Genomic DNA, 24,368 nt, shown 5'->3' on the forward strand with positions numbered 1-24,368 from the left:
CAATGCAAGTAAATACGGCCACGTCTGTCAGTGCATATTCGAACGGGGACGACGCACTGAAGGCAATCGCAGACGGAAGCGGGAAGCCAGACGAAAAATCCGAAACGCGGCATGACGCTCTCTTCGAACGGGTCAGCGCGCGCCTCAAGGCGCAGGTAGGCCAGGACGTCTACGCCAGCTGGTTCGGCCGGCTGAAGCTCCATTCCCACTCCAAGACAGTCGTCCGGCTCTCTGTGCCGACGACCTTCCTCAAATCCTGGATCAACAATCGTTATCTCGATCTGATCACGACGCTTTTCCAGCAGGAGGAGCCGGAGATCCTCAAGATCGAGATCCTGGTGCGGACGGCCACCCGCGGCGTGCGCGCCGGCATCGAGGAGGCTGCGACGGCCGTCGAGGCCGCGCCGGCTTCCCAGGCACGTCGCGTCGCCGGCCCGCAGACGGTCGCGCAGGCCGCAGCCGGCATCACCGAAAAGGCGCAGCAGCGCCAGTCGGCGCCCGGCCCGCTGTTCGGCTCGCCGCTCGACCCGCGCTACACCTTCGATACCTTTGTCGAGGGCTCGTCCAACCGGGTGGCGCTCGCCGCCGCAAAGACGATCGCCGAGGCCGGCGCCAGCGCCGTACGCTTCAATCCGCTCTTCATCCATTCCAGCGTCGGTCTGGGCAAGACGCATCTCCTGCAGGCGATCGCCAATGCCGCGCTCGCCAGCGCCCGCAGCCCGCGGGTCGTCTATCTGACGGCCGAATACTTCATGTGGCGCTTTGCCACCGCGATCCGCGACAACGATGCGCTGTCGCTGAAGGAGACGCTGCGCAACATCGATCTCCTGGTCATCGACGACATGCAGTTCCTGCAGGGCAATTCGATCCAGAACGAATTCTGCCATCTGCTCAACATGCTGCTCGATTCCGCCAAGCAGGTGGTGGTCGCTGCCGACCGCGCCCCCTGGGAGCTGGAATCCCTCGATCCGCGCGTGCGGTCCCGCCTGCAGGGCGGTGTCGCCATCGAGATGGAGGCGCCGGACTACGAGATGCGGCTTGAGATCCTCAAGCGCCGCCTCGAGGTGGCCCGCCTGGAGGATGCCTCGCTGGAAATTCCGGCGGAGATCCTCAACCATGTCGCTCGCAGCATCACGGCAAGCGGCCGCGAACTGGAAGGCGCCTTCAACCAGCTGCTGTTCCGGCGCACCTTCGAGCCGAACCTCACCGTCGAGCGCGTCGACGAGCTTCTGGCGCACCTCGTCGGTGCCGGCGAGCCGCGCCGCGTGCGGATCGAGGACATCCAGCGCGTGGTGGCCAAGCACTACAATGTCTCCCGCCAGGAACTCGTCTCCAGCCGGCGCACGCGCGTCGTCGTCATGCCCCGCCAGATCGCCATGTATCTGTCGAAAACGCTGACGCCGCGTTCCTTCCCGGAGATCGGCCGCCGCTTTGGCGGTCGCGATCACACGACCGTGCTGCACGCGGTCCGCAAGATCGAGGACCTGATCGCTTCCGACACGAAGCTGAGCCACGAGATCGAACTGCTCAAGCGACTGATCAACGAATAGTATCCTTCGCGCCTGGGGGTGCGGCCCTTGAGCCCGGGAGCGCGAGGCCCCGGGCTCTTTTTTATTCCTGGTTGCTGAGCCGGATAGGGGTTCCCAGAAAGATTGCGAATCCGGCTGTTTTCGGGGCGCGGCGGCACTGTCGCTCCACGCGGAGCCGCAGGATGAAATCGCCTGCGTGGGCTGGACAGAAGCGACTTGCCCCATATTTCGCAAGGGTGCTGGGCTCCGAGAGCGAAAGGACGATGCGATGGCGAAGAACAAGATCTGCCTTTGGTACGACAAGGATGCCGAGGCCGCGGCCCGCTTCTATGCCGAGACCTTTCCCGACAGCACCGTGGACGCCGTCATCCGGGCACCCGGGGATTATCCCTCCGGCCAGGAGGGAGACGTGCTGGTCGTTGAATTCACCGTTGCCGGCATCCCCTGCATCGGCCTGAACGGCGGCTCTGCGTTCCAGCAGAGCGAAGCCTTCTCGTTCCAGATCGCAACGGATGACCAGGAAGAGACCGACCGCTACTGGAACGCCGTTGTCGGCAACGGCGGCCGGGAAAGCGAGTGCGGCTGGTGCAAGGACAGGTGGGGCGTGTCCTGGCAGATCACCCCGCGCGTCCTGACCGAAGCGCTGGCGATCGGCGGCGACGAGGCAAAGCGCGCCTTCGATGCGATGATGACCATGAAGAAGATCGACGTGAAGGCGATCGAGGCGGCCCGGCGCGGCTGAGGCGCCGTCTCTTCTCCCTCAGATGCGGCAGGGTGGCGCTCAGCAGGCGAGGTCCGCGACCACCGCGTCCAGGATCAGCATGCCGGCGGGCGTGCAGCGCAGGCGCGAATTGCCGAGGCGCTCGATGAAGCCGTGGTCGATCAGGAACTGCTCGCGGTCGGGGTCCGGGCCGCGGCCTGCGAGTGTCTGCCAGCGGATGAGGTCGACGCCCTCGGTCAGGCGCAGGCCCATCAGGAGCAGTTCGTCGGCCTGTTCGGAAAGCGCCAGAACCTCCCGGTCGACCATGCCGTGCCCTTCCGCCTCGACCCGGCCGAGCCAGGTCTCGGGATGGCGCTCCGTCGCGGTCGCAATCTTCGCATCGCCCGCAGACAGACGGCCATGGGCACCGGGGCCGATGCCGACATAGTCGCCGTAGCGCCAGTAGGTGAGGTTGTGTCGGCTCTCCGCACCCGGCCGGGCGTGATTGGAGACCTCGTAGGCCGGCATGCCCTCGCGGGCGGTGATTTCCTGCGTCGCCTCATAGAGGATCGCCGACTGCTCGCCGTCCGGCACCACCAGCTTGCCGGCCTTGTGCAGGCCGTAGAAGGGCGTGCCCTCCTCGATGGTCAACTGATAGAGCGACAGATGGTCGACGGCATAGGACACGGCTTGCTTCAGTTCCGCGTCCCATTCGGCGACCGTCTGGTTCGGCCGGGCGTAGATCAGGTCGAAGGACATGCGCGGGAAAATCTCGCGCGCCAGCCGGATCGCCTTCAGCGCGTCGTCGACGTCGTGCAACCGCCCGAGGAACTTCAGGTCGCGGTCGTTGAGCGCCTGGACGCCGAGAGAGACCCGATTGACGCCGGCCGCCCGGTAGCCGCGGAAGCGTTCGGCCTCGACGCTGGAGGGGTTCGCCTCCATGGTGATCTCGATGCCGTCAGGCAGGTGCCAGTGGCGGCCGATGCCCGAAAGGATCGCGTCCACGGTCGAAGGCTGCATCAGCGACGGCGTGCCGCCGCCCATGAAGATGCTGGTGACGGTACGCGGGCCGGTCAGCCGCCGCATCGTCTCCATCTCCGCCAGGAAGGCAGCGACGAAACGATCCTGGTCGACCGGCTGGTGGCGGACATGGCTGTTGAAGTCGCAATAGGGGCACTTGGCGGCACAGAAGGGCCAGTGCACATAGACGCCGAAGCCGGGATCCAGCGGATCGCCGGTGACCGGCTGCCTCGGTGCAAAGGGGGTGACCGCCGTCATCGGTGTGCCTTCAAGCGTCCAGGCAGGTTTCGACGAAGCGCTTGAAGGCGCGGGCCCGGTGCGACAGGGCGACCGCATCGCCGGGCTTCCAGCCATGCTTCTCCTGCGCGCTCATCTCTCCGAAGGTCACCGCGTGGCCTTCCGGCTGGAACACCGGATCGTAGCCGAAGCCCTGGCTGCCGCGCGGCGGCCAGACGACCGTGCCCTCGATCTCGCCGCGGAACATTTCGGTGTGCCCGTCCGGCCAGGCCAGGCAGAGCACGGAGACGAAGCGGGCGCTGCGGTCCGCCGGCGCCGTGGCGCCCTTCTGCGAGAGCGCTTCTTCCACCTTGCCCATCGCCATGGCGAAGTCGCGGCTGCCGTCTTCCTTCTCCGCCCAGTTGGCGGTGTAGACGCCGGGGGCGCCGCCGAGCGCGTCGATTACGAGCCCGGAATCGTCGGAGAGCGCGGGAAGCCCCGCAGCCTTGGCCGAGGCCAGCGCCTTGATCGCCGCATTCTCCTCGAATGTCGTGCCGGTCTCGTCCGGTTCGACGAAGTTCAGGTCGGCGGCGGATTTCGCGGTGAAGCCGAGCGGGCCGATCAGGTCGCGGATCTCGCTGATCTTGCCGGCATTGTGGCTGGCGACGACGATCGTCCGGGTATCGAGCTTGCGCATGTCTGTTCCTGTCAGGTCCTATCCCCGGGGTCTACGCCCCAGAGGCCGGGTTCGGCGCATTCGAGGCTGTTTCCGGCGGGGTCGCGGAAATATATGGAGCGGGCGCCGTTCGGCCAGCGGAAATCGGCCTCGATGGCGATCCCAGCTTCTTTGAGCTTTTCCACCCAGAAATCAAGCGCTGCGGCCGATGCGCGAAAGCAGACGTGGCCTTGTCCCGTCATTCCGTGTGCCGGGACCGGGAATGCCTCCGGAGCCGGGGGCACCACCGTTTCCTTCGGGTTGAAGATCAGAAGCACGCCCTGGCCGCAGCGGTAGAAGACGTGGCGGTTCGCGTGCCGGGTGATCTTCTCCAGCCCCAGCAGCCCGCCGTAGAAGGCCTCGGCCGCATCCAGGTCACCGGCATAGAGCGCGGTCTCGAGGATGCCGTCGAGAGGATGCTGCGGATCGGCCATCGTCTCCTCCTGTCCCTCTCCCCTTAAGCCGGAAGAAGGTGCCCGAAGGGCGGATGCGGGGCAAGGGGGCTGCCAGCCCCCGCCACTCAGGCGATCGCCTGCTTCTGCATCTCGACGAGATCGGCGATGCCGGCCTTGGCAAGCGCCATCAGGCTTGCGAACTCCTCGTCGGTGAAGGGCTTGCCCTCGGCCGTTCCCTGGATCTCGACGATGCCGCCCGAGCCGGTCATGACGAAGTTCGCATCCGTCTCGGCGGCGGAATCCTCCAGATAATCGAGATCGATCACCGACTGGCCGGCGAAGATGCCGCAGGAGATCGCCGCGACATGGTCCTTCAGGACCTTCTCGACCTTGATCATGCTGCGGGTTTCCATCCACTTCAGGCAGTCGTTGAGGGCGATCCAGGCGCCGGTGATCGATGCCGTGCGCGTGCCGCCGTCGGCCTGGATCACGTCGCAGTCGATGGTGATCTGCCGCTCGCCGAGGGCCGTGAGGTCGACGACGGCGCGGAGCGACCGGCCGATCAGGCGCTGGATCTCTTGCGTGCGGCCGCCCTGCTTGCCGGCGGACGCCTCGCGCCGCATCCGCTCGCCGGTGGCGCGCGGCAGCATGCCGTATTCGGCGGTGACCCAGCCCTTGCCGCTATTTCTCAGCCACGGCGGCGTCTTTTCCTCCAGGCTGGCGGTGCAGAGTACGTGGGTGTCGCCGAACTTCACCAGGCACGAGCCTTCCGCATGCTTGGAGAAATTGCGCTCGAAGGAAATCTTGCGCATCTGATCGGTCTTTCTGCCTGACGGCCGCATCGTGTACTCCGTGTTCTCTTGAAATCTGCGGCTGCTTCTAGCGCATCGGCCGGAGAATCGAAATCGATTTCGATCCGGCCGTCGCGTCATTCGGTCAGGCCAGTCGGAAAGGTACTGCCGGAGCGGCGCGATTTCAGGGTATTGCCGCCGGCCGCGAGCGCAATTGTCCTTGTGCGGGGCCCGGGCGCACCCCTATATTCAGGCTTGGTGACAACGTTTGTATGATCGGCATGGTACTGAGGACTCCCGCGGATACGGACATCTATGCGGCGCTTGACGAGCGGGCGGGCGAGATTTTCCGACGGATCGTCGAGAGTTACCTGGAGCGCGGCGAGCCGCTCGGATCCCGCAACCTCTCCCGCATCCTGCCGATATCGCTCTCGCCGGCATCCGTGCGCAATGTGATGGCCGACCTCGAGGCGCTGGGGCTGATCTATTCGCCGCATGTCAGCGCCGGGCGATTGCCGACGCAGATGGGTCTGCGTTTCTTCGTCGATGCCTTCATGCGCGTGGGCGGCGTCTCCGACGAGGACAAGGCCTCGATCGAACGCCACGTCCATCGCCCGGGCCACGGCCAGAGCGTCGAGACGATGATGACCGAGGCGAGCAGCATGCTGTCGGGCGTGTCGCGCGGCGCCGGCATCGTCATCACCACCAAGAGCGATTCCGTCCTCAAGCATGTGGAGTTCATCAGGCTGGAGCCGACCAAGGCGCTGGTCGTGCTCGTCGGCGAACACGACCAGGTCGAAAACCGCATCATCGACCTTCCGGCCGGCACCACCAATTCGCAGCTGACGGAGGCTGCCAACTTCCTCAACGCCCATCTGGCGGGCAATACCATCCTGGAGGCGCGCACCAAGCTCGATCGGCTTCGCCAGACCGTCCGCCAGGAACTGGACCAACTGTCGCAGGACCTCGTCGAACGCGGCCTCGCCGTGTGGTCGGGTGGCAACGACGCGTCGAACCCGACCCGGCTGATCGTACGCGGGCGGGCCAATCTGCTGGAAGGGCTGGCCGGCGCCGAGGATGTGGACCGGCTGCGGATGCTGTTCGACGACCTGGAGAAGAAGGACAGCCTGATCGAGCTCCTGGACCTCGCCGAGACCGGCCCGGGCGTCCGCATCTTCATCGGCTCGGAAAACAAGCTGTTCTCGCTCTCGGGCTCGTCGCTGATCGTAGCGCCCTACCGGGACGGCGAGGAGCGGATCGTAGGTGCCGTCGGCGTGATCGGGCCGACGCGGCTGAACTACTCGCGCATCGTGCCGATGGTGGATTACACCGCGCAACTGATGTCCCAGCTTTCCCGTTGACGCCGGAGTGTGCCGCGCAAGGGGCCGCGATTTTGCCGAGTTCGGCAAAGAGCCTTGATTTTTTCGCCACGAAGCTCGATATCCGCCTCAACTCCCTCTTGATGTCCGCGCAGGTTCGAACTGTGCGGACAGTCGGGGAATGAAGGAGCGCCGCGCCGCCATGAGGGATGTGCCGGCCTGCTCCGTCCGTTCAACCCATGCGTGGCCCGGAGCATCGCGATCGATCCCGGGACATGCCGCTTTCTCAATCCGGAGAAAATCATGACCGACGATACCAGCAAGCACGCCCCCGAAGCCGCCAATGACGAGGCCGAGATTGCCGCTGTGTCGCCAGAGACCGAAGTCGCGGAGGCAGAAGCCGATCCGGTCGACCAGCTCAAGGCGGAGAACGCCGATCTGCGCGACAAGTACCTGCGCCTTGCCGCCGAGATGGACAATCTGCGCCGCCGTACCGAGCGTGACATCAAGGACACCAAGTCCTATGCGATTTCGGGCTTCGCACGAGACATGCTCGCGGTTTCCGACAATCTGCGCCGCGGCCTCGAGGCCATCCCGGCCGACGCCCGTGAAGCGGGTGACGCCGGCCTGTTGGCTCTGATCGAGGGCGTGGAGATGACCGAGCGCTCGATGCTGTCGGCGCTGGAGCGTCACGGCGTCCGCAAGCTCGAGCCGATCGGCGAGAAGTTCGACCCCAACTTCCATCAGGCCATGTTCGAGGTGCCGAACGCGGAGGTGCCGCACGGCACCGTTCTGCAGGTGGTGCAGGACGGCTACAAGATCGGCGACCGCGTCCTGCGGCCTGCCATGGTCGGTGTTTCCAAGGGTGGCCCCAAGGTCGCCGCCGGCGGAGACAAGCCCGACCAGGCCTGAGCCCGGCGAAATCGGCAATCGACATCTTCCAACCCGGCAACCTCGCGGCTGCCGGGTTTTCTTCTTTTCTGGAACCGGGAGAGTGGGCCGGGAGATCGGTCGTCAATGGATCGGCAGAAAAAGAAAACCGGCGTGCCACAAGGCCGCCGGTTTTTCCTGTCTTCCTGTCGCCGGTCAGGGCGAGAACCGCCGACCGTCGGGCACGTTCATGCACGCAAGCACACCTTTAGGGAAGAACGCCGGGGCGCTCCCTTTTGCGTGCGTCTGTCCGGCGGTCCGATCAGGCGGCGTTGGCCTGTTCCTCGCTCAGGCAGGCGTAGATCGCCGTGGCCGAATCCGAAGACCGCAACTTCGCCACCATGGCCGGATCGCGCAGCACCCGGGCGATGCGCGAAAGGGCCTTGAGGTGATCGGCGCCCGCGCCTTCCGGCGCGAGCAGCAGGAAGACCAGGTCGACCGGCTGGTCGTCCAGGGCTTCGAAGTCCACGGGCGTCTCCAGGCGGGCGAAGAGGCCGGTGATCTGATCCAGTTCCTTGAGCTTGCCATGCGGGATGGCGATGCCGTTGCCGACCCCCGTCGAGCCAAGACGCTCGCGCTGGAGGATGACATCGAATATCTCGCGCTCCGGAAGTCCGGTGATCTTCGCCGCTTTTATTGCCAGTTCCTGAAGTAGCTGCTTCTTCGAATTGGCTTTCATAGCCGGAATTATCGCACTCTGCTGCAGCAAACCTGCCAATGCCATTCTTCTGTCCTCGTGAGCCGCAGTGAAGGATTGAAGCGGAAAGCGCCCAGCCCCCGGACGCTTTCCCCTGCCACTTTAGCCTTTGATATTGGCTGCATCTATCCAGCCAATATTTCCGTCGTTTCGTCTGTAGACGATGTTGAGTTGCTCCTGCCCGACGCTGCGGAAGAGCAGAACCGGTTCGTCCGTCATGTCGAGCGCCATGACGGCGCTCGCAACGGACATGGTCTTCAGCTTCTTCGTGCTTTCCGCAACGATCGTCGGCGCGTAGTCGGCCGGAAGTTCATCCGTGTCGTCCGGTATGGCATCCACGACGGCGTAGGCGACTTCCGCATAGGCGTCATGGCCGTTTCCGTTGTGGTGGTCCTTGAGCTTGCGCTTGTAGCGGCGGAGGCGCTTCTCGATCCGATCGGAAGCCGCGTCGAACGCGATAATCGGATCGTTCGCCTCACCGTTTGCCTGCAGGGCGGCACCCGTGTCGAGGTGTACCTTGCAGTCGGCGCTGAATCGCGAACCGGATTTTTCCACGGTGACCTGGCTCGAATATCCTCCATCGAAATACTTGGTGACGGCCGCCCCGATCTGCTCTTCAATTCGCAGCCGGAAAGCATCGCCGATTTCCATATGTTTGCCGGATACACGCACACTCATGGAGCTTCCTCTCAGATTGTGATTTGCGTGTCACAGTCTATTCCAACCGGACCCGTCATCCAAGCACTTCACGCGAGCACCATATTATCGCCTGTCGTACCGGGGAAAACGGGCATACCAGATCCGGCCTGTCTTCTCGCTGGAATTGGGGCGGGCATCTATCCCTTCCTTTCCCGAGAGTCAACAGCACCGGCCGGAACAGGCCGGACACATTCTCGCCATCAATGACAACGGCGCAAACGAAAATTGGATCCATCGGCCGGTGCCGATCTTTGCCGCCGCGGCAGGAGTGAGCCCGCAGGTTGCGTTAACACCTTGGTTTACATCGACCTTCTGCGGTGCCGGCCGGCACCCTTAGCCAGCCACGAATGTGTGAGCTGACGGTGAAGGCCCTGCGCGGACCTTCACGTCGATTTGTTCGGCAGGAGGAATTGTGGCGCGGTCGCCGCAGGCGTCAGAATCCGGCAGCCTTGGCCAGCGCCCGCTTCTCCCGCCGGCGCTGGACGGAGGAGGGGATGTTCATCGCTTCGCGGTATTTCGCGACCGTCCGACGGGCGATGTCCACGCCGCCCTTCTTGAGGATATCCACGATGTCGTCGTCGGAAAGGATTTCTTCCGGCGTCTCCTGGGCGATCATCGTGCGGATCCGGTGGCGCACCGATTCCGCCGAATGCGACTCGCCGCCGCCGGAGGCGCCGATGGACACGGTGAAGAAGTATTTCAGCTCGAACAGGCCACGGGGCGTCAGCATGTACTTGTTCGACGTCACGCGGCTGACGGTCGATTCGTGCATCTTGATGGCGTCGGCGACCGTCTTCAGGTTGAGCGGCCGCAGGTGGTCCACGCCGTGCATCAGGAAGGCGTCCTGCAGGCGGACGATCTCGGTCGCCACCTTCATGATCGTCTTGGCCCGCTGGTCCAGGCTCCGGGTCAGCCAGTTGGCGTTCTGCAGGCATTCGTTGAGAAAGGCCTGGTCGTCGCTCGCCCGGTCGGACCGGCGCGAGACGGAGGCATAGTATTCATTGTTGACCAGGACGCGCGGCAGCGTCTCGGGATTGAGCTCGACGATCCAGCTTCCGTCCGGCGCCGTCCGCACGACGATGTCGGGAACGACGGATTCGCTGACACCCGCCTGGAAGCGCGTCCCCGGCTTCGGATCGAGCTTGCGGATCTCCGCCAGCATGTCGATCAGGTCTTCCTCGTCGACGCCGCACAGGCGCTTCAATGCCGCGAAGTCGCGGCGGGCGAGAAGCTCGAGATTGCCGATCAGCGCCGCCATCGCCGGATCGAAGCGGTCGCGGGCGCGAAGCTGGATCGCAAGGCATTCGGCAAGCGTGCGCGCGAAGACGCCGGGAGGATCGAACTGCTGCAGCGTATCGAGCACGCGCTCGACGTCCTGCAGCGGCTTTCCGAGCTTCAGCGCGGTCTCCGCAAGGTTCGAACTCAGGTAGCCGGCCTCGTCCAGCTGGTCGATCAGGTGCCCGGCGATCAGCCGGTCGACGGCAGCGGTGAGCGAAAACGGAACCTGGGCCTCGAGGTGGTCGCGCAAAGTGGTGCGCCCGGCGATGAACTCGTTGAGATCGTAGCCTTCGCCGTCGCCGTCTCCCGCACCCGGCATCGACTTCCACTGCCCGAGCAGTTCCGGCGCGTCCGCCGTCTTCGGGCCGGCATCGTCGGGGAACACGTTCTCCATGCTGGTATCGAAGGATTCCGCCATGGCTTCGGTCCGGCCCGCCGTCGCCGAATCGTAGAGGTCGCCGGCATAGCCGTCCGCGGCTGGCTCGCCGCTTGCCGCAGGGCGCTCCTCGTTGACGGAGTAATAATCGCTCTCGGCATGGGTGACATCGCTGCCGCGGGCGGCGTCGTCGCCGGACACGAGTTCAAGCAGGGGATTGCGCTCGACCTCGTTCTCGATGAACTGCGTCAACTCCAGATGCGTCATCTGCAGCAACTGGATCGACTGCATCAGTTGCGGCGTCATCACCAGAGACTGGCTTTGCCGTAGAAGAAGGCTGGCTGCGAGTGCCATGCGGACGCTCATACTCCCTGACGTCGCCACATGTCGCTCGAAAGTCAACAAGGACGCCGCACGCAAGCGCTCTCCTCTGCAGAAATCGGTGCCGATCTCCGCAACGGACGATGCGCAGTTCACAATTCTGTTGCCGCCTCTGAGCGCCCTCCAAGGGCTGCGCGGTGCAGCATACACCCAGCCGCCCTTCCAAAACCGGTCCCGGAAGGGCCGTGCCGCGGTGTTGGTTCCGGGTCGGCGGACCTCAGGTCCCACCCGGAATTTCAGGCTGGCCCAAAAATTGCTTTTTTATCGGATTTGGTCAAGCAGCCGTTGCGCGATAAGGTGAATTTCGTCGCCTCCGCGGCGGCGGAAGCGCGAAATTGTCGCGGCATGGCCTGCTTTTGCGCGAGGCTTGTCGACGCCACCCGTGGAAATCCGGTAGTGCGGCGAAAACCCGTGAAAAGGAAGCCGAAAGCCTAAAGGCTGAAATTGTCGCCCAGATAGAGGCGGCGCACGTCGGGATTGGCGACGATGTCGTTGGCGCGGCCGTGGGTCAGCACTTCGCCGGCATGGATGATGTAGGCGCGGTCGATCAGGCCCAGCGTCTCGCGAACATTGTGGTCGGTGATCAGCACGCCGATGCCGCGCGACGTCAGGTGGCGCACCAGCGCCTGGATATCGGCGACGGAGATCGGATCGACGCCGGCGAAGGGCTCGTCGAGCAGCATGAAGGTCGGGTCGGTGGCGAGCGCACGGGCGATCTCGAGCCGGCGGCGTTCGCCGCCCGAAAGGGCGATCGCCGCCGATTTGCGCAGATGCGAGATCGAAAATTCGGCAAGCAGGCTGTCGAGCTTGCGCTCGCGGCGCGCCCGGTCGCGGTCGTGCACCTCGAGGACGGCGCGAATGTTCTGTTCCACCGTCAGCCCGCGGAAGATCGAGGCTTCCTGCGGCAGGTAGCCGACGCCGAGACGGGCGCGGCGGTACATCGGCATGGTCGTGACGTCGTTGCCGTTGAGCTCGATCGTTCCCTCGTCCACCGGCACGAGCCCGGTGATCATGTAGAAACAGGTCGTCTTGCCGGCACCGTTGGGACCGAGCAGCCCCACCGCCTCGCCTCTCCGCACGACGAGCGACACGCCGTTGACCACGCGCCTGCCGCCATAGCTTTTCGTCAGGTTGCGGGCGATCAGGGTGCCTTCATAGCGCGACGTGTCGGCCGTGCGCCGGATCAGCGGCTCGGCCTTCTTGACGCGGCGCGACATGCGGGAGAGGGAAACAAGGGACACGGGCGTTGTCAGTTCGTGGTTTTGCGGGACTTGGGATCGAGCTGTATCATGACCCTGCCGCCGCAGGCATCGAGCTTGGCTTCGCCCGTGCGCATCAGCACGGTGAGCTGGCAGCCGACGAACACGTTCTTGCCCTCCGAGAGCACCACCTTGTCGCCCTTCAGCACGAACACCTCGTCGATGAGGTTGAAGGTGCCGGTATCGGCGGTGGCTTCCTGCGTGCCCGACTGGAGGAGCACCTTGTCGGCAACCTCGATCTTCTCGATGTCGGCATCGCCGCTCGAGATCGAGCCGCCGCTCTGGGCTGTGTAGTGCACCACCATGCTGCCGGCCTGCAGGGTCGTGGTGCCCTGTACGACCTTGACGTTGCCGGTGAACTGGGCGGTGTTGGACTGCTGCTGGATCTCAAGCTTGTCGCTCTGGATCTGGATCGGCTGGTCGTTGGACAGCTGAAGCCCCTTCAGCTGGCTCTTCGTTTCCTGCGCGCCGGCGGTCGTTGCGGCCAGCAGGAGGCCGGCTGCGAGAAGCGGCAGGATGGCATGTCTTTGCGCGGGTTCAGAAAATGCGGACATCGTGGCCCTACTTCTCTCTGTTGCGGATAGCGGCGGGATCGACATTGACGACGACGTCTCCCTCGAAGACGACGGTTCGCCCTTTATCCGTCATTCGCAGCGACTGCGCAACAATCGAAGCTTCCTTGGACTGGATGGTGACGGGCTGCTGGGTCGACATGCGGCCGCCGTTGATGTCGAGATGGGCATCGCGGAAGGCGGCCTCGAGGCCGGTATTGAGGCGAATGGTGAAGGGCGCGGTCATGTCGAGGATATTGCGGCCGCGGTCGTAGATACCGGTGACGGCATCGACCTGCGCGATCATCTTCTCGTTGACCGGCATCTGCGCCTTGATGTTTTCCAGCTGGATGATGTCCGGGTTCTTCATGTCCTGCAGCGCCCGATCGGCCTTCATCGAGTAGCTGATGCCGTCCCGGTTGCGGCCGGCGATGGCGGGATTCTTCATCACCACCTTGCCGTCCTCGATCGTGGCGCTTTCGACGTCGAGCTCGTCGGGAAGATAGGTGCTGACGATGGAGACGACGGCGAAGACTGCCGCGATGAAGAGGCCGATCACGGGCAGTGCGATCTTCAGCACGCGCACGCGCGCCGAATGACGTGCCGCCCGACGGTATGCCTCCGTCATGCGGCCCTCCGGCTGTCCAGCGTGATGCGTCTCTGCGACTGTTGTCAGCATTGGCCTTGTTCGATGTCTGCGGCCCCAAGGCCCGTGCCGGCAATCGCCTGTGCCCCGAACCATAGTAACGCGCCCCATATGGCAATTATTCCAGAGGAAACAATGGATGTGTTAAATTTGATGCGAATGATTTGCCATCTGCCCGGCTAATGCCATATCGATGAGGCATTTGGCAAATGGCGCCTTCGCCGTCGGCCACGAAAAATTACCGCACGGGGAATTTGCAGATGGATCAGTCCGCCATAGCCGATCGCCGGCAATTGCGCCGCAAGCTCACTTTCTGGCGGGTCGCCGCCGTTCTGCTCGTGGCGGCCGCGGCCTTCGTGGCGGTGGCTGTCAACTGGGAAACCGGCGCCGGCCAGAGCCACATCGCCCGGGTGAAGATCAGCGGCGTCATCCAGGACGACACCGAGCTGCTGGAGCGGCTGGAGCGGATCGAGCGGAACGACCGCGTCAAGGCGCTTGTGGTATCCATCACCTCGCCGGGCGGGACGACCTATGGCGGCGAGGTCATCTTCAAGGCGCTGCGCAAGGTGGCGGAAAAGAAGCCGGTCGTTGCCGACGTGCGCACGCTTGCCGCCTCCGCCGGCTACATGATCGCCACCGCCGGCGACACGATCATCGCCGGCGAGAGCTCGATCACCGGCTCGATCGGCGTGATCTTCCAGTATCCGCAGATCAAGCCGCTGATGGACAAGCTCGGCGTCTCGCTGGACGAGGTGAAGTCGGCGCCTCTGAAGGCCGAGCCCTCTCCGTTCCATCCGGCGAGCGAGGAGGCCAGGGCGATGATCCGCCGCATGGTCGACGACAGCTTCGCCTGGTTCGTCGATCTCGTCGCCGATCGCCGCAAGCTGCCGCGCGAAGAGGTGCTGCGGCTGGCCGACGGCAGCATCTATACCGGCCGGCAGGCGCTGCAGGCCAAGCTCGTCGACAAGCTCGGCGGCGACGACGAGATCCGCGACTATCTCGAGACGCGCGACGTCAGCCGCCGCCTTTCCGTCGTCGACTACGAGCCGCCGCGGCGCTCGGGCCTGTTCGGCATCGGCATCGATTCTGCCGACCTGCTGAAGGGTCTGCTCGGACTCGACGTCGGCCCGTCCGAGGCAATCGAAAAGCTCGGGGGCGAAAAGTTGTTCCTTGACGGTCTTGTCTCTGTTTGGCAGGTTGGACGTGATTGAAAAGACACGCGTTTTGAGGGGACAACAGTGATCAAGTCAGAATTGGTACAGATCGTCGCCGCTCGCAATCCGCATCTCTATCACCGTGACGTGGAGAACATCGTCAACGCGGTGCTGGACGAGATTTCCGATGCGCTCGCCGCCGGCAACCGGGTCGAGCTGCGCGGCTTCGGTGCCTTTTCGGTCAAGAACCGCCCGTCGCGTTCCGGCCGCAACCCGCGCACCGGCGACAGCGTCTTCGTCGAGGAGAAGTGGGTACCCTTCTTCAAGACCGGCAAGGAACTGCGCGAGCGGCTCAACCCCAATCACGTGGATGACGACGCCGATTGATGTCGGCGTCGCGCCGCGGTCCATCGACAGTTCCGTATGCGGGAGGCGGCCCCATGGTCAGAAAAGTTGTCAACATCGTCGTGCTGGTGCCGGTCGCGATCGTGCTCGTCGTGCTCTCGGTCGCCAACCGTCAGCCGGTCCGCATGGCGCTGAACCCGTTCCGGCCGGACGATTCGGTCCTGTCGCTGACCGCGCCCTTCTTCGTCTTCCTCTTCCTGGCGCTGCTGCTCGGCATGATCATCGGCGCCGTCGCCACCTGGATCAGCCAGCACAAGTACCGCAAGCGCGCCCGCGTCGAGGCGACCGAGGCGGTCAAGTGGCACACCGAGGCCGACAAGCAGAAGGCCCGCGCCGAAACGCTGGCGTCGCAGACACAGCCCGCTTCGCAGGCCGCGTTGGCGGCGCCGAAGTAGGAAGCCGAAGCCAGACGCGGCGTTGTGCCACCGCCGCACACTCTGTGCCCGCCACCGCCCCTTTTCCGACGAGTCCCCTACGCGACGCCGCCGTTCAGCCGGGTGCCGAGGTCGGCGAAGAACTGCGCGGCGAGCTTCTTCGAGGTGGAATCGATCAGGCGGGAGCCGAGCTGGGCCAGCTTGCCGCCGATCTCGGCGCGGACCGTGTAGGCCAGCAGCGTCTCGGCGCCCTCGTCGGTCAGCTTCACATCCGCCCCGCCCCTGGCGAAGCCGGCAATGCCGCCCTTGCCTTCACCCGCGATCGTGTAGCTTTCCGGCGGATTGAGGTTCGACAGCGTCACCTCGCCCTTGAAGGTGGCGGAGACCGGCCCGATCTTGATCTTGACGGTGGCCTCGAGTTCGGTCGGCGACGTCTGGGTCAGCGACTGGCATCCGGGAATGCAGGCCTTCAGCGTCTCCGGGTCGTTCAGCGCGGCCCAGACGGCCTCGCGCGGGGCGGCGATGCGCTCCTCACCTGTCAAGTCCATGGCGTTTCTCCTCCTGAACCGCTCGCTTGGTTTATCGCAGATCGGAAAGCGCTTTGCCAAGTGGGAGAGGGGTGCTATTTGGTCTCGCTTTCCCGCGGATCTGCGTCCGCTTTCCAGAAAAAGAACCAGACGGACCGCGACGTGAAGGACAGAAACCGCCGGCAGAAGAAGGGCCCCGCTGCAACGGGAGCGGCGCGCGCAGGCGATCGCGTCCGGCCGGCTGCCAAGGCCGCTGCCAAGCCGGATGCGAAGGGCGGCCCGAAGCATCCGGGTGCGGCGGCGCGGTCTCCTGCAAAGGCACGCAGCGTCGCGGCCGACACAGCACGCACCCGCCCGCAAAAGGTGGCTGAACAGCCCTCCGAGCCGCCGCGTCCGGTCAGGGTACATGCCGGCGAAAAGCCGGCCGAGCGGGTTCCGGTCATCCTCGAGACGGCCGGTACTGACGACTACCGGCTGATCGACAGCGGCGCCGGCGAAAAGCTCGAGCAATACGGGCCCTACCGGATCGTTCGGCCCGAAGCGCAGGCCCTGTGGCCGCGCAGCCTGCCGGCGCATGTCTGGGACCGGGCGGATGCCGTCTTCACCGGCGATACCGACGAGGACGGCATGGGGCGCTGGCGCTTTCCCGGCGCGGCGCTTGGCGAAACCTGGCCGATGCGGCTGCTGGAAACCGATTTTTACGGCCGTTTCACCGCCTTCCGCCATGTCGGCGTCTTTCCCGAGCAACTGGCCCACTGGAGCTGGATGAAGGCGCGGATCGAGGCCTCCGGCAGGCCGCTGAAGGTGCTGAACCTCTTTGGTTATACCGGCGTCGCCTCGCTGGTGGCCGCCGGCGCCGGCGCCGAGGTCACCCATGTCGACGCCTCGAAGAAGGCGATCGGCTGGGCGCGCGAGAACCAGGCGCTTGGCCGCGGCGAGAAGCTGCCGATCCGCTGGATCTGCGAGGATGCGATGAAGTTCATCCTGCGCGAGGAGCGGCGCGGCAGCCGCTATGACATCATCCTCGCCGATCCTCCGAAATTCGGCCGTGGCCCGAACGGCGAGGTCTGGCAGCTGTTCGAGGGCCTGCCGCTGATGCTCGACATCTGCCGGGAGATCCTGTCGCCGAAGGATGCGGCCCTGGTGCTGACGGCCTATTCCATCCGGGCGAGCTTCTATTCGATCCACGAACTGGTGCGCGAGACCATGCGCGGCCGCGGCGGACTGGTCGAATCCGGTGAACTGGTCATCCGCGAGGGCGGCCTCGACGGCAGCGTGCCCGGCCGCGCCCTTTCCACGTCCCTTTTCAGCCGGTGGACTTCCTGATGAGCGAGCGTCACGAAAACGACAGGGGCCCGCACCGCGTGGGCCAGGTCAAGGAGGTGACGAGCCTCGCCAATCCGATCGTCAAGGACATCAAGGCGCTCGCCCAGAAGAAGACGCGCGACGAGACGAAGACGTTCATGGCCGAGGGGCTCAAGCTCGTGATCGACGCGCTCGAGCTCGGCTGGGCCATCCGCACGCTGGTTTATGCCAAGGCCGCCAAGGGCAAGCCGCAGGTGGAGCAGGTCGCCGCGAAGACGTTTGCCAGGGGCGGACTGGTGCTGGAGGTCAGCGAGAAGGTGATGTCGGCGATCACCCGGCGCGACAATCCGCAGATGGTGGTGGGCGTCTTCGAGCAGCGCTACACGCCGCTGAAGGACCTGCGCCCGGACGCCGGCGAGACCTACGTGGCGCTCGATCGCGTCCGCGACCCCGGAAACCTCGGCACCATCATCCGCACCGCCGACGCGGCCGGCGCTTCGGGCGTCATCCTCGTCGGCGACACCACCGATCCGTTCTCGCTGGAAACGGTCCGGGCGACGATGGGATCCGTCTTCGCCATGCCGGTCACCAGGGCGTCCGTGGCCGATTTCCTGCGCTGGAAGAAGGAGGCGGGCGTGAAGCTCGTCGCCACGCACCTGGCCGGCGCCGTCGACTACCGCACGATCGACTACAAGGGGCGGCCGGTCGTCCTCCTGATGGGCAACGAGCAGGCCGGCATTCCAGACGAGCTGGCGCACGCAGCTGACGCGCTCGCGCGAATTCCCCAGGCCGGCCGCGCCGACAGCCTCAACCTGGCGATCGCGACCGGCATCATGCTGTTCGAGGCCCGCCGCCACCTCCTGTCCCTGGACGGCTCCGAATGAACGATCGCATCCCGCTGTTTTCCAGGCCGGTCCCGGTCGCCGTCTTCATCGTGCTTGCGGTGCTGGTCGACCAGCTCGTGAAATTCGCGGTCGAGGCCTGGCTGCCGTTCCAGCAGGCGGTGCATGTCGTGCCGATGCTGGCGCTCTATCGCACCTATAATTACGGCGTCGCGTTCTCCATGCTGTCGGGCATGGAGGACTGGTTCATCGTCGGCCTGCGCCTCGTAGTCGTTGCCTTCGTCAGCTGGCTCTGGTGGCAGACGCCGAAGGCGAGGGGCGTGGCGCATGCGGGCTATGCGCTGATCTTCGCCGGCGCGATCGGCAATCTCATCGACCGCTTCCTGTACGGATACGTGATCGACTACGTGCTGTTCTACACCTCGACCTGGTCGTTCGCCGTCTTCAACCTCGCCGACAGCTTCATCACCATCGGTGCCGGCCTCATCCTGCTGGACGAGCTGTTGCTGGTGCGCCGGCGCAAGGCGCCGGCCGATCGTTAAAATGCAAGCGGTTTGCTGAAGCGGTTCTGAACGCTTGGCGTGCTATCTGCGCCTCATGAGCGAACCAGCCAAGCTCCAGGGCAGGCTCCGGGCGGAATTCGCGCACGAGCCGCACGAGGACGGGGGAGCGCCGCGCAACGAGGGCGGCGAGCCGGGGGACGGTGCGCGCGCGGCGGCCCGGTCTCCGGCCGCTGCCGCGGGGCAGGCGCCCTTCGACCAGGCGTTCACCTCGGCGATCGTCGCCGGCCTGACATTGCTCTCGGCCGGGCTGGTCCTGGTCACCGGCATCCTCCAGGATTTCCACATCGCGGCATTCGGCCTCGGAACGATCGGGATCGCCGGCTCGATCCTGCTGGTCCGGCACGGAGTGCAGAGCGCACAGCGAAACGGCCGCCACGCCGAGCATAGCCACGACCGCTACTGGGAGCAGAACGAGACGGCGGCGGTGACGTCGGCGATCCACGACATCCTGCGCGATATCGTCATGGTGCGCTCGCTGGACGGCAGGATCCTCCGCGCCAATGCCGTGATCAGCGATCTCGTCGGCATCATCGACCCGAGGGGGTTGTCCTGCAGTGAGATCGGGCTGGATTTCCGCTCGCAGGCGCTGCCCTATCACTACGATGTCGAGATCGCGACGCCGGGCGGTGTGCGCATCTATGCCTGGCACGACATCACCATCCGGGACCCGGCGACCGGAGAACTGGTGATCCACAGCATCGCCCGCGACGTCACCGAGGAACGCCGGGCGGAGAACGAGCGCGAGATCGCCCGTCGCAGGGCGGAGATGGAGAGCGAGACGAAATCCCGCCTGCTCGCCACCGTCAGCCATGAAATCCGCACGCCGCTGTCGGGCATCCTCGGCATGTCGCACCTCATCGGCCAGACGCGGCTGACCGCCGAGCAGAAGAATTACCTCGCCGGCATCCGTCAGTCCGGCCACGCGCTGGTGCAGCTCGTCGACGACCTGCTCGACTTTTCCACGATCGAGGCGGGCCGGTTCCAGCTACGCCCCTGCGAGGAGCCGGTGCGACCGCTTCTGGAAAGCGTCGTCGAGATGCTGTCGCCCCGCGCCCACGAGAAGGGCATCGAGATCGGCTCCTTCGTCTCCGCCGACGTGCCCGCCGTCATGCTCTTCGACGCACCGCGGCTCAGGCAGGTGCTCTACAACGTCATCGGCAACGCAGTGAAGTTCACCCCCGCAGGCGGTGTCTACCTCGAGACGACGCTCGAGGGCGACCATATCGTCGTCACCATTGCAGACACCGGTCCCGGCATGACGGCGGAGGAGCAGGCGCGCGTGTTCGAGGCCTTCGAACAGGCGGGTGGCGTCTCGCAGCGCCGCGGCGGCGCCGGACTCGGGCTCGCGATTTCGGCGCGCATCCTGCGCGAGGCCGGCGGCGCGCTGACGCTTGCAAGCGAACTCGGCCGCGGCTCCATCTTCACTATCCGGATGCCGGCAGCACCCACGCTTGCGCCCGTCACCGGCCGCTCCGGGCCGCTGCGCGGTTCGGCCGTCTTCCTGTTCGCGCCGGAAGGGCCGGTCTCGAAGGCCCTGAAGCGGACCATCGAGACGCTCGGCGGCACCTGCCGCCACGTCGCCGAGGTAAACGAGGCGCTGGAGATCACCCAGGGCGCGGTTGCCTTCCCGCTGACCGACATCATCGTCGACAACAGGCTCTCAGGCGATTTTCGGCGCGAGCTGCTGCACCTGCCGGCTTTCGCCGATCCCCGCATCCGCCGTGTCTATCTCGTCAATCCGGAGGAGCGCACAGGCCGGGCGATCGGCAACGGCGAGGGGTATGACGCCTGGCTGATCCGCCCCTTGCGCGAACGCTCGCTGGTGGAGGTCCTGCGCGGGCGCATGAAGGGCATCGAGATCCGCGACGCCATCAACGACAACCGCCCGGTCCTGAGCGAGCCGCCGGCGGACGAGCTGCCTCCCGAACCGGAACGGCGAGCCGGCCGGGTGCTGCTGGCGGAGGACGACCCGATCAATGCCATGCTGGTGCGTTCGATGCTCTCGAAGGCGGGCTTCGAGGTCGAGCTCGTCGAGGATTTCCCGGCGCTGCTGACGGCACTCGGTGAGGGCAGGGCCCGGCCGGACATGATCATCACCGACGTCGGCATGCCGGGGGGCGAGGGGCGGGACGTCATCCGCGCGATCGCTTCCGGGGAGGGGGCGGTGCCGGTCATCGTGCTGACCGCCGACCGGCGTGCGGCACTTCACCAGGAATTGATCGCCTGCGGCGCCGCCTGCGTCATGGTCAAGCCGGCAGAGCCGCCGGCGCTGCTTTCGGAGATCTCCCGGCTGACGGCCGCGCGTGTCATAAACTAATTCGCCACCGCCCCTGATTGTGGCCCGCATCTGCTTGCCCGTGGGTGTTTGCGGCCCTATGGTCCCGGTCGCGTGGATGTCACCATCCTGTTGCAGATTCGTGTTTAAAGACGCGCAAATCAACGCAGGAAGGTGGCCCATGACCGTGGAGATCGCAGAGCCCAACGTGGTGACCGAAACCGTACCGCCGACGTGCCAGCTTCCCGTACGCAAGTCTGCCGAGGTGCTCGGCCGGATCGGCACGCTTGAGACGCGCCTGGCCCTGAAGAACAGCGAGATCGATGCCGCCCAGGCCGTCCGCTACCGCGTCTTCGTCGAGGAGATGAACGCTCAGACCGCTCCCGACGCGATGCGCCGCCGGCGCGACATCGACGCCTGGGACATGGTCTGCGACCACTTGCTCGTGCTCGATACCGCGATCGAGGGCGACCCGGAAGAGCAGATCGTCGGCACCTACCGCCTGCTGCGGCAGGAGGTGGCGAGGGGGTCGGGCGGCTTCTACTCGCAATCGGAGTTCGACGTCGAGACGATGATTGCGCGCCATCCGGACAAGCGCTTCATGGAGCTTGGTCGCTCCTGCGTCCTGCCGCAATACCGCACCAAGCGCACGGTCGAGCTGCTCTGGCAGGGCGCCTGGGCCTATGCGCTGAAGCATGGCGTCCAGGCCATGTTCGGCTGCGCCTCCTTCGGCGGCGTCGTCCCCGAGGAGCATGCGCTGGCGCTGTCCTTCCTGCACCAGAACGCCCTTGCGGGCGGGGATTGGATGGTCAGGGCGCATCCGGATCAGTATCGCACCATGGACCTGATGCCGAGCGAGGCGGTCAACGCCCGGCGCGCGCTCGCCGCCATGCCGCCGCTGGTCAAGGGCTATCTGCGGCTCGGCGCGATGATCGGCGACGGCGCCGTCGTCGATCACGCCTTCCGCACCACCGATGTCCTGATCGTCCTGCCGATCGGCTGCATCTCGGGCCGCTACATCAATTATTACGGTGCGGACGCTGGGCGGTTCGCCAGCTGAGACGCAGTCGGGGGGGAGGTCCCTCGCCGGATACGGCGAAGGACCTGTGTCTCAAACCCCCGCGTTATACGCCGCCAGCGCCGCCATGTTGACGATGTCTGAGTCCTTGGCGCCCATCGAGACGATCTGCACCGACTTGTCGAGGCCGACCAGCAGCGGGCCGATCACCGTCGAGCCGCCGAGTTCCTGCAGCATCTTGGTCGAGATGGCCGCCGAGTGGAAGGCGGGCATGACCAGCACGTTGCCGGGGGCGGAGAGACGGCAGAACGGATATTGCTCCATGATCTTCGGATTGAGCGCCACGTCGGCGGCCATCTCGCCGTCATACTCGAAGTCGACGCGCCGCTTGTCAAGGATCTTCACCGCCTCGCGCACCCGCTCGGAGCGTTCGCCGGTAGGGTTGCCGAAGGTCGAATAGGCGAGCATCGCCACGCGCGGCTCGTAGCCGAGGCGGCGGGCGAGGCCGGCGGCCTCCTCTGCGATGTCGGCCAGTTCCTCCGCATTCGGCATGTCGTGCACCGCGGTATCGGCGACGAGCACGGTGCGGCCGCGGCAGAGCGTCAGCGAAGCGCCGATCACCCGGTGACCCGGCTTGGCATCGATGCAGCGCCGCACGTCCTCCAGCGCGGTCGAGTAGTTGCGCGTCAGGCCCGTGACCATCGCATCCGCGTCGCCGAGCGCGACCATGCAGGCGGCAAAATGGTTGCGGTCGTTGTTGATCAGGCGCTGGGCGTCCCGGAACAGGTAGCCGTTACGCTGGATGCGGGCATAGAGATAGTCGGTATAGGCGTCGTTGCGTCTGGAAATGCGGGCGTTCAGGAGTTCGATGCCGGGCCTGTCGAGATCGATGCCGGCACGTTCGGCGGTCTCGCGCATGCGCTCCTCGCGCCCGACCAGGATGGCGGTGCCGAGTTGCTGGTTGGCATAGGAGACGGCGGCTCGCATCATCTGCTCTTCCTCGCCCTCGGCGAAGACCACCCGCTTCGGGTGCCGGCGGACCCGCGCGTAGATGCTCTGCAGCGTCGAGGCGATCGGGTCGCGCCGCGCCTTCAGTTCGCGCGCATAGGCGTCGAGATCGAGCAGCGGCCGCCGGGCGACGCCGGTGTCCATCGCGGCCCTCGCCACGGCGACCGGGATGGCCGAGATCAGCCGCGGGTCGAAGGGGACGGGAATGATGTACTGCGCGCCGAAGCGGGGCCGGTTGCCCTGGTAGGCAGCCGCGACGTCGTCCGGTACGTCCTCCTTGGCGAGGTTCGCCAGCGCCTCGGCGGCTGCGATCTTCATCGCGTCGTTGATCGTGGTCGCGCGCACGTCGAGCGCGCCGCGGAAGATGTAGGGAAAGCCGAGGACGTTGTTGACCTGGTTCGGATAGTCCGAGCGGCCGGTGGCGACGATCGCGTCGTCACGGATGCGGGCGACTTCCTCCGGGGTGATTTCGGGGTCCGGATTGGCCATGGCGAAGATGATCGGATGCGCCGCCATCGAGCGCACCATCTCGGCTGTCAGCGCGCCCTTGGCAGAAAGGCCGAAGAATACGTCGGCGCCGTCGAGCGCGTCCTTGAGGCTGCGCCGGTCGGTCTTGACCGCATGGGCCGACTTCCACTGGTTCATGCCCTCCTCGCGCCCCTGGTAGATGACGCCCTTGGTATCGCAGAGGATGACGTTTTCCGGGTTGAAGCCCATCGACTTGATCAGTTCGATACAGGCGATCGCCGCAGCGCCCGCGCCGTTGCAGACGAGCTTGGTCGTCTTGAAGTCGCGGCCGGTCAGCGTCAGTGCGTTGATCAGTCCGGCTGCCGCGATGATGGCGGTGCCGTGCTGGTCGTCGTGGAAGACGGGGATGTCCATCAGTTCGCGCAGGCGCTGCTCGATGATGAAGCAGTCCGGCGCCTTGATGTCTTCGAGATTGATGCCGCCGAAGGACGGGCCGAGGTAGCGCACGCAGTTGATGAACTCGTCGACGTTCTCGGTGTCGACCTCGAGATCGATGCTGTCGACGTCGGCGAAGCGCTTGAAGAGCACGGCCTTGCCCTCCATCACCGGCTTGGAGGCGAGCGCGCCGAGATTGCCGAGACCCAGGATCGCCGTGCCGTTGGAGATGACGGCGACCATGTTGCCGCGCGAGGTGTAGTCGTAGGCGCGGGAAGGGTCCTCCGCGATCGCCTTGACGGGGACGGCCACGCCGGGCGAATAGGCGAGCGACAGGTCGCGCTGCGTCGCCATCGGCTTGGTCGGCGTGATCTCGAGTTTCCCGGGACGTCCTTGCGCGTGGAAATCCAGCGCTTCCTGATCGGTCACGCTTGCGACCGCCCGCTTCGTCTTGCCTGTCTCCGCCATCTGTCTCCCCCAATGCATTCCGGG

At 65.6% G+C, this 24,368-nt stretch carries 24 protein-coding genes; 12 read left to right on the top strand and 12 right to left on the bottom strand.

The features are described 5' to 3' along the window. Positions 1-2 precede the first annotated feature (2 nt). On the top strand, positions 3-1,550 hold the full coding sequence (dnaA, locus tag OCK02_RS10135) for a chromosomal replication initiator protein DnaA (protein WP_263812947.1): 1,548 nt from the start codon (positions 3-5) through the stop codon (positions 1,548-1,550). A 247-nt stretch (positions 1,551-1,797) separates the two neighbouring features. Next, positions 1,798-2,271: a VOC family protein gene (locus OCK02_RS10140; protein ID WP_263812948.1), complete on the top strand. Its 474-nt coding sequence runs from the start codon at positions 1,798-1,800 to the stop codon at positions 2,269-2,271. 39 nt (positions 2,272-2,310) lie between these two features. Here the strand turns inward: OCK02_RS10140 and hemW are convergent, their stop codons facing one another. The 4 genes from hemW to rph form a co-directional block, all read right to left on the bottom strand. Next, positions 2,311-3,507: a radical SAM family heme chaperone HemW gene (gene hemW, locus OCK02_RS10145; protein ID WP_263812949.1), complete on the bottom strand. Its 1,197-nt coding sequence runs from the start codon at positions 3,505-3,507 to the stop codon at positions 2,311-2,313. Positions 3,508-3,517: 10 nt separating this feature from the next. Continuing rightward, complete coding sequence (rdgB, locus tag OCK02_RS10150) at positions 3,518-4,162, bottom strand: RdgB/HAM1 family non-canonical purine NTP pyrophosphatase (protein ID WP_230807444.1); 645 nt, start codon at positions 4,160-4,162, stop codon at positions 3,518-3,520. Positions 4,163-4,173: 11 nt separating this feature from the next. Continuing rightward, positions 4,174-4,614, bottom strand: coding sequence for a VOC family protein (locus tag OCK02_RS10155; RefSeq protein WP_263812950.1), 441 nt, complete (start codon positions 4,612-4,614; stop codon positions 4,174-4,176). An 86-nt stretch (positions 4,615-4,700) separates the two neighbouring features. Next, entirely contained in the window at positions 4,701-5,417 is a 717-nt protein-coding gene (rph, locus tag OCK02_RS10160) for a ribonuclease PH (protein ID WP_263812951.1), read from the bottom strand. 230 nt (positions 5,418-5,647) lie between these two features. Between rph and hrcA the strand changes: the two genes are divergently transcribed. Continuing rightward, positions 5,648-6,727, top strand: a complete 1,080-nt coding sequence (hrcA, locus tag OCK02_RS10165; protein WP_263812952.1) for a heat-inducible transcriptional repressor HrcA — start codon at positions 5,648-5,650, stop codon at positions 6,725-6,727. A gap of 261 nt (positions 6,728-6,988) precedes the next feature. After that, entirely contained in the window at positions 6,989-7,597 is a 609-nt protein-coding gene (gene grpE / locus OCK02_RS10170) for a nucleotide exchange factor GrpE (protein WP_263812953.1), read from the top strand. A gap of 280 nt (positions 7,598-7,877) precedes the next feature. On the opposite strand, the gene ptsN is transcribed toward grpE, so the two are convergent. The 6 genes from ptsN to lptC form a co-directional block, all read right to left on the bottom strand. After that, entirely contained in the window at positions 7,878-8,339 is a 462-nt protein-coding gene (gene ptsN / locus OCK02_RS10175; RefSeq protein ID WP_230807439.1) for a PTS IIA-like nitrogen regulatory protein PtsN, read from the bottom strand. Between the two features lie 75 nt (positions 8,340-8,414). After that, positions 8,415-8,990 carry a ribosome hibernation-promoting factor, HPF/YfiA family gene (gene hpf, locus OCK02_RS10180; RefSeq protein ID WP_183801465.1) on the bottom strand — a complete coding sequence of 192 codons (576 nt, stop codon included), beginning with the start codon at positions 8,988-8,990 and terminating at the stop codon, positions 8,415-8,417. Positions 8,991-9,444: 454 nt separating this feature from the next. Then, positions 9,445-11,019: an RNA polymerase factor sigma-54 gene (rpoN, locus tag OCK02_RS10185; RefSeq protein ID WP_263812954.1), complete on the bottom strand. Its 1,575-nt coding sequence runs from the start codon at positions 11,017-11,019 to the stop codon at positions 9,445-9,447. Positions 11,020-11,477: 458 nt separating this feature from the next. Then, a complete protein-coding gene (gene lptB / locus OCK02_RS10190) occupies positions 11,478-12,263 on the bottom strand; it encodes an LPS export ABC transporter ATP-binding protein (RefSeq protein ID WP_183802572.1) in 786 nt (261 codons plus the stop codon). A 32-nt stretch (positions 12,264-12,295) separates the two neighbouring features. Further along, complete coding sequence (locus tag OCK02_RS10195) at positions 12,296-12,859, bottom strand: LptA/OstA family protein (RefSeq protein WP_230807436.1); 564 nt, start codon at positions 12,857-12,859, stop codon at positions 12,296-12,298. 7 nt (positions 12,860-12,866) lie between these two features. Further along, a complete protein-coding gene (gene lptC / locus OCK02_RS10200) occupies positions 12,867-13,484 on the bottom strand; it encodes an LPS export ABC transporter periplasmic protein LptC (protein ID WP_230807435.1) in 618 nt (205 codons plus the stop codon). 278 nt (positions 13,485-13,762) lie between these two features. Between lptC and sppA the strand changes: the two genes are divergently transcribed. Genes sppA through OCK02_RS10215 form a run of 3 tightly spaced genes read left to right on the top strand, consistent with a single transcriptional unit; the run spans position 13,763 to position 15,456 of the window. Further along, positions 13,763-14,713 (top strand): signal peptide peptidase SppA, encoded by a 951-nt coding sequence (gene sppA, locus OCK02_RS10205; protein WP_263812955.1) that lies wholly within the window; start codon positions 13,763-13,765, stop codon positions 14,711-14,713. A gap of 27 nt (positions 14,714-14,740) precedes the next feature. Next, positions 14,741-15,043: an integration host factor subunit beta gene (locus tag OCK02_RS10210; RefSeq protein ID WP_230807433.1), complete on the top strand. Its 303-nt coding sequence runs from the start codon at positions 14,741-14,743 to the stop codon at positions 15,041-15,043. Positions 15,044-15,096: 53 nt separating this feature from the next. Beyond that, positions 15,097-15,456, top strand: coding sequence for a DUF1049 domain-containing protein (locus OCK02_RS10215; protein ID WP_263812956.1), 360 nt, complete (start codon positions 15,097-15,099; stop codon positions 15,454-15,456). Positions 15,457-15,533: 77 nt separating this feature from the next. On the opposite strand, the gene OCK02_RS10220 is transcribed toward OCK02_RS10215, so the two are convergent. Further along, positions 15,534-15,983 (bottom strand): SRPBCC family protein, encoded by a 450-nt coding sequence (locus tag OCK02_RS10220; RefSeq protein ID WP_263812957.1) that lies wholly within the window; start codon positions 15,981-15,983, stop codon positions 15,534-15,536. Positions 15,984-16,124: 141 nt separating this feature from the next. On the opposite strand from OCK02_RS10220, the gene OCK02_RS10225 reads away from it, so the two are divergent. The 5 genes from OCK02_RS10225 (at position 16,125) to OCK02_RS10245 (ending at position 22,007) form a co-directional block, all read left to right on the top strand. Beyond that, positions 16,125-17,288 (top strand): class I SAM-dependent rRNA methyltransferase, encoded by a 1,164-nt coding sequence (locus tag OCK02_RS10225; RefSeq protein ID WP_263812958.1) that lies wholly within the window; start codon positions 16,125-16,127, stop codon positions 17,286-17,288. Continuing rightward, positions 17,288-18,151, top strand: a complete 864-nt coding sequence (locus tag OCK02_RS10230) for a TrmH family RNA methyltransferase (RefSeq protein WP_412178794.1) — start codon at positions 17,288-17,290, stop codon at positions 18,149-18,151. The genes OCK02_RS10225 and OCK02_RS10230 overlap by 1 nt, the downstream gene beginning before the upstream one ends. Beyond that, positions 18,148-18,651 (top strand): signal peptidase II, encoded by a 504-nt coding sequence (gene lspA, locus OCK02_RS10235; protein WP_230807429.1) that lies wholly within the window; start codon positions 18,148-18,150, stop codon positions 18,649-18,651. The genes OCK02_RS10230 and lspA overlap by 4 nt, the downstream gene beginning before the upstream one ends. 55 nt (positions 18,652-18,706) lie before the next feature. Then, positions 18,707-20,989, top strand: a complete 2,283-nt coding sequence (locus OCK02_RS10240; protein ID WP_263812960.1) for a hybrid sensor histidine kinase/response regulator — start codon at positions 18,707-18,709, stop codon at positions 20,987-20,989. Between the two features lie 139 nt (positions 20,990-21,128). Further along, complete coding sequence (locus tag OCK02_RS10245; RefSeq protein ID WP_263812961.1) at positions 21,129-22,007, top strand: GNAT family N-acetyltransferase; 879 nt, start codon at positions 21,129-21,131, stop codon at positions 22,005-22,007. Between the two features lie 51 nt (positions 22,008-22,058). Here the strand turns inward: OCK02_RS10245 and OCK02_RS10250 are convergent, their stop codons facing one another. After that, positions 22,059-24,344: an NADP-dependent malic enzyme gene (locus OCK02_RS10250; RefSeq protein ID WP_263812962.1), complete on the bottom strand. Its 2,286-nt coding sequence runs from the start codon at positions 24,342-24,344 to the stop codon at positions 22,059-22,061. Positions 24,345-24,368 lie beyond the last annotated feature (24 nt).

Origin of the sequence: Rhizobium sp. TRM96647 (assembly GCF_025780115.1) — a bacterium.
GTDB lineage: Bacteria > Pseudomonadota > Alphaproteobacteria > Rhizobiales > Rhizobiaceae > Mycoplana.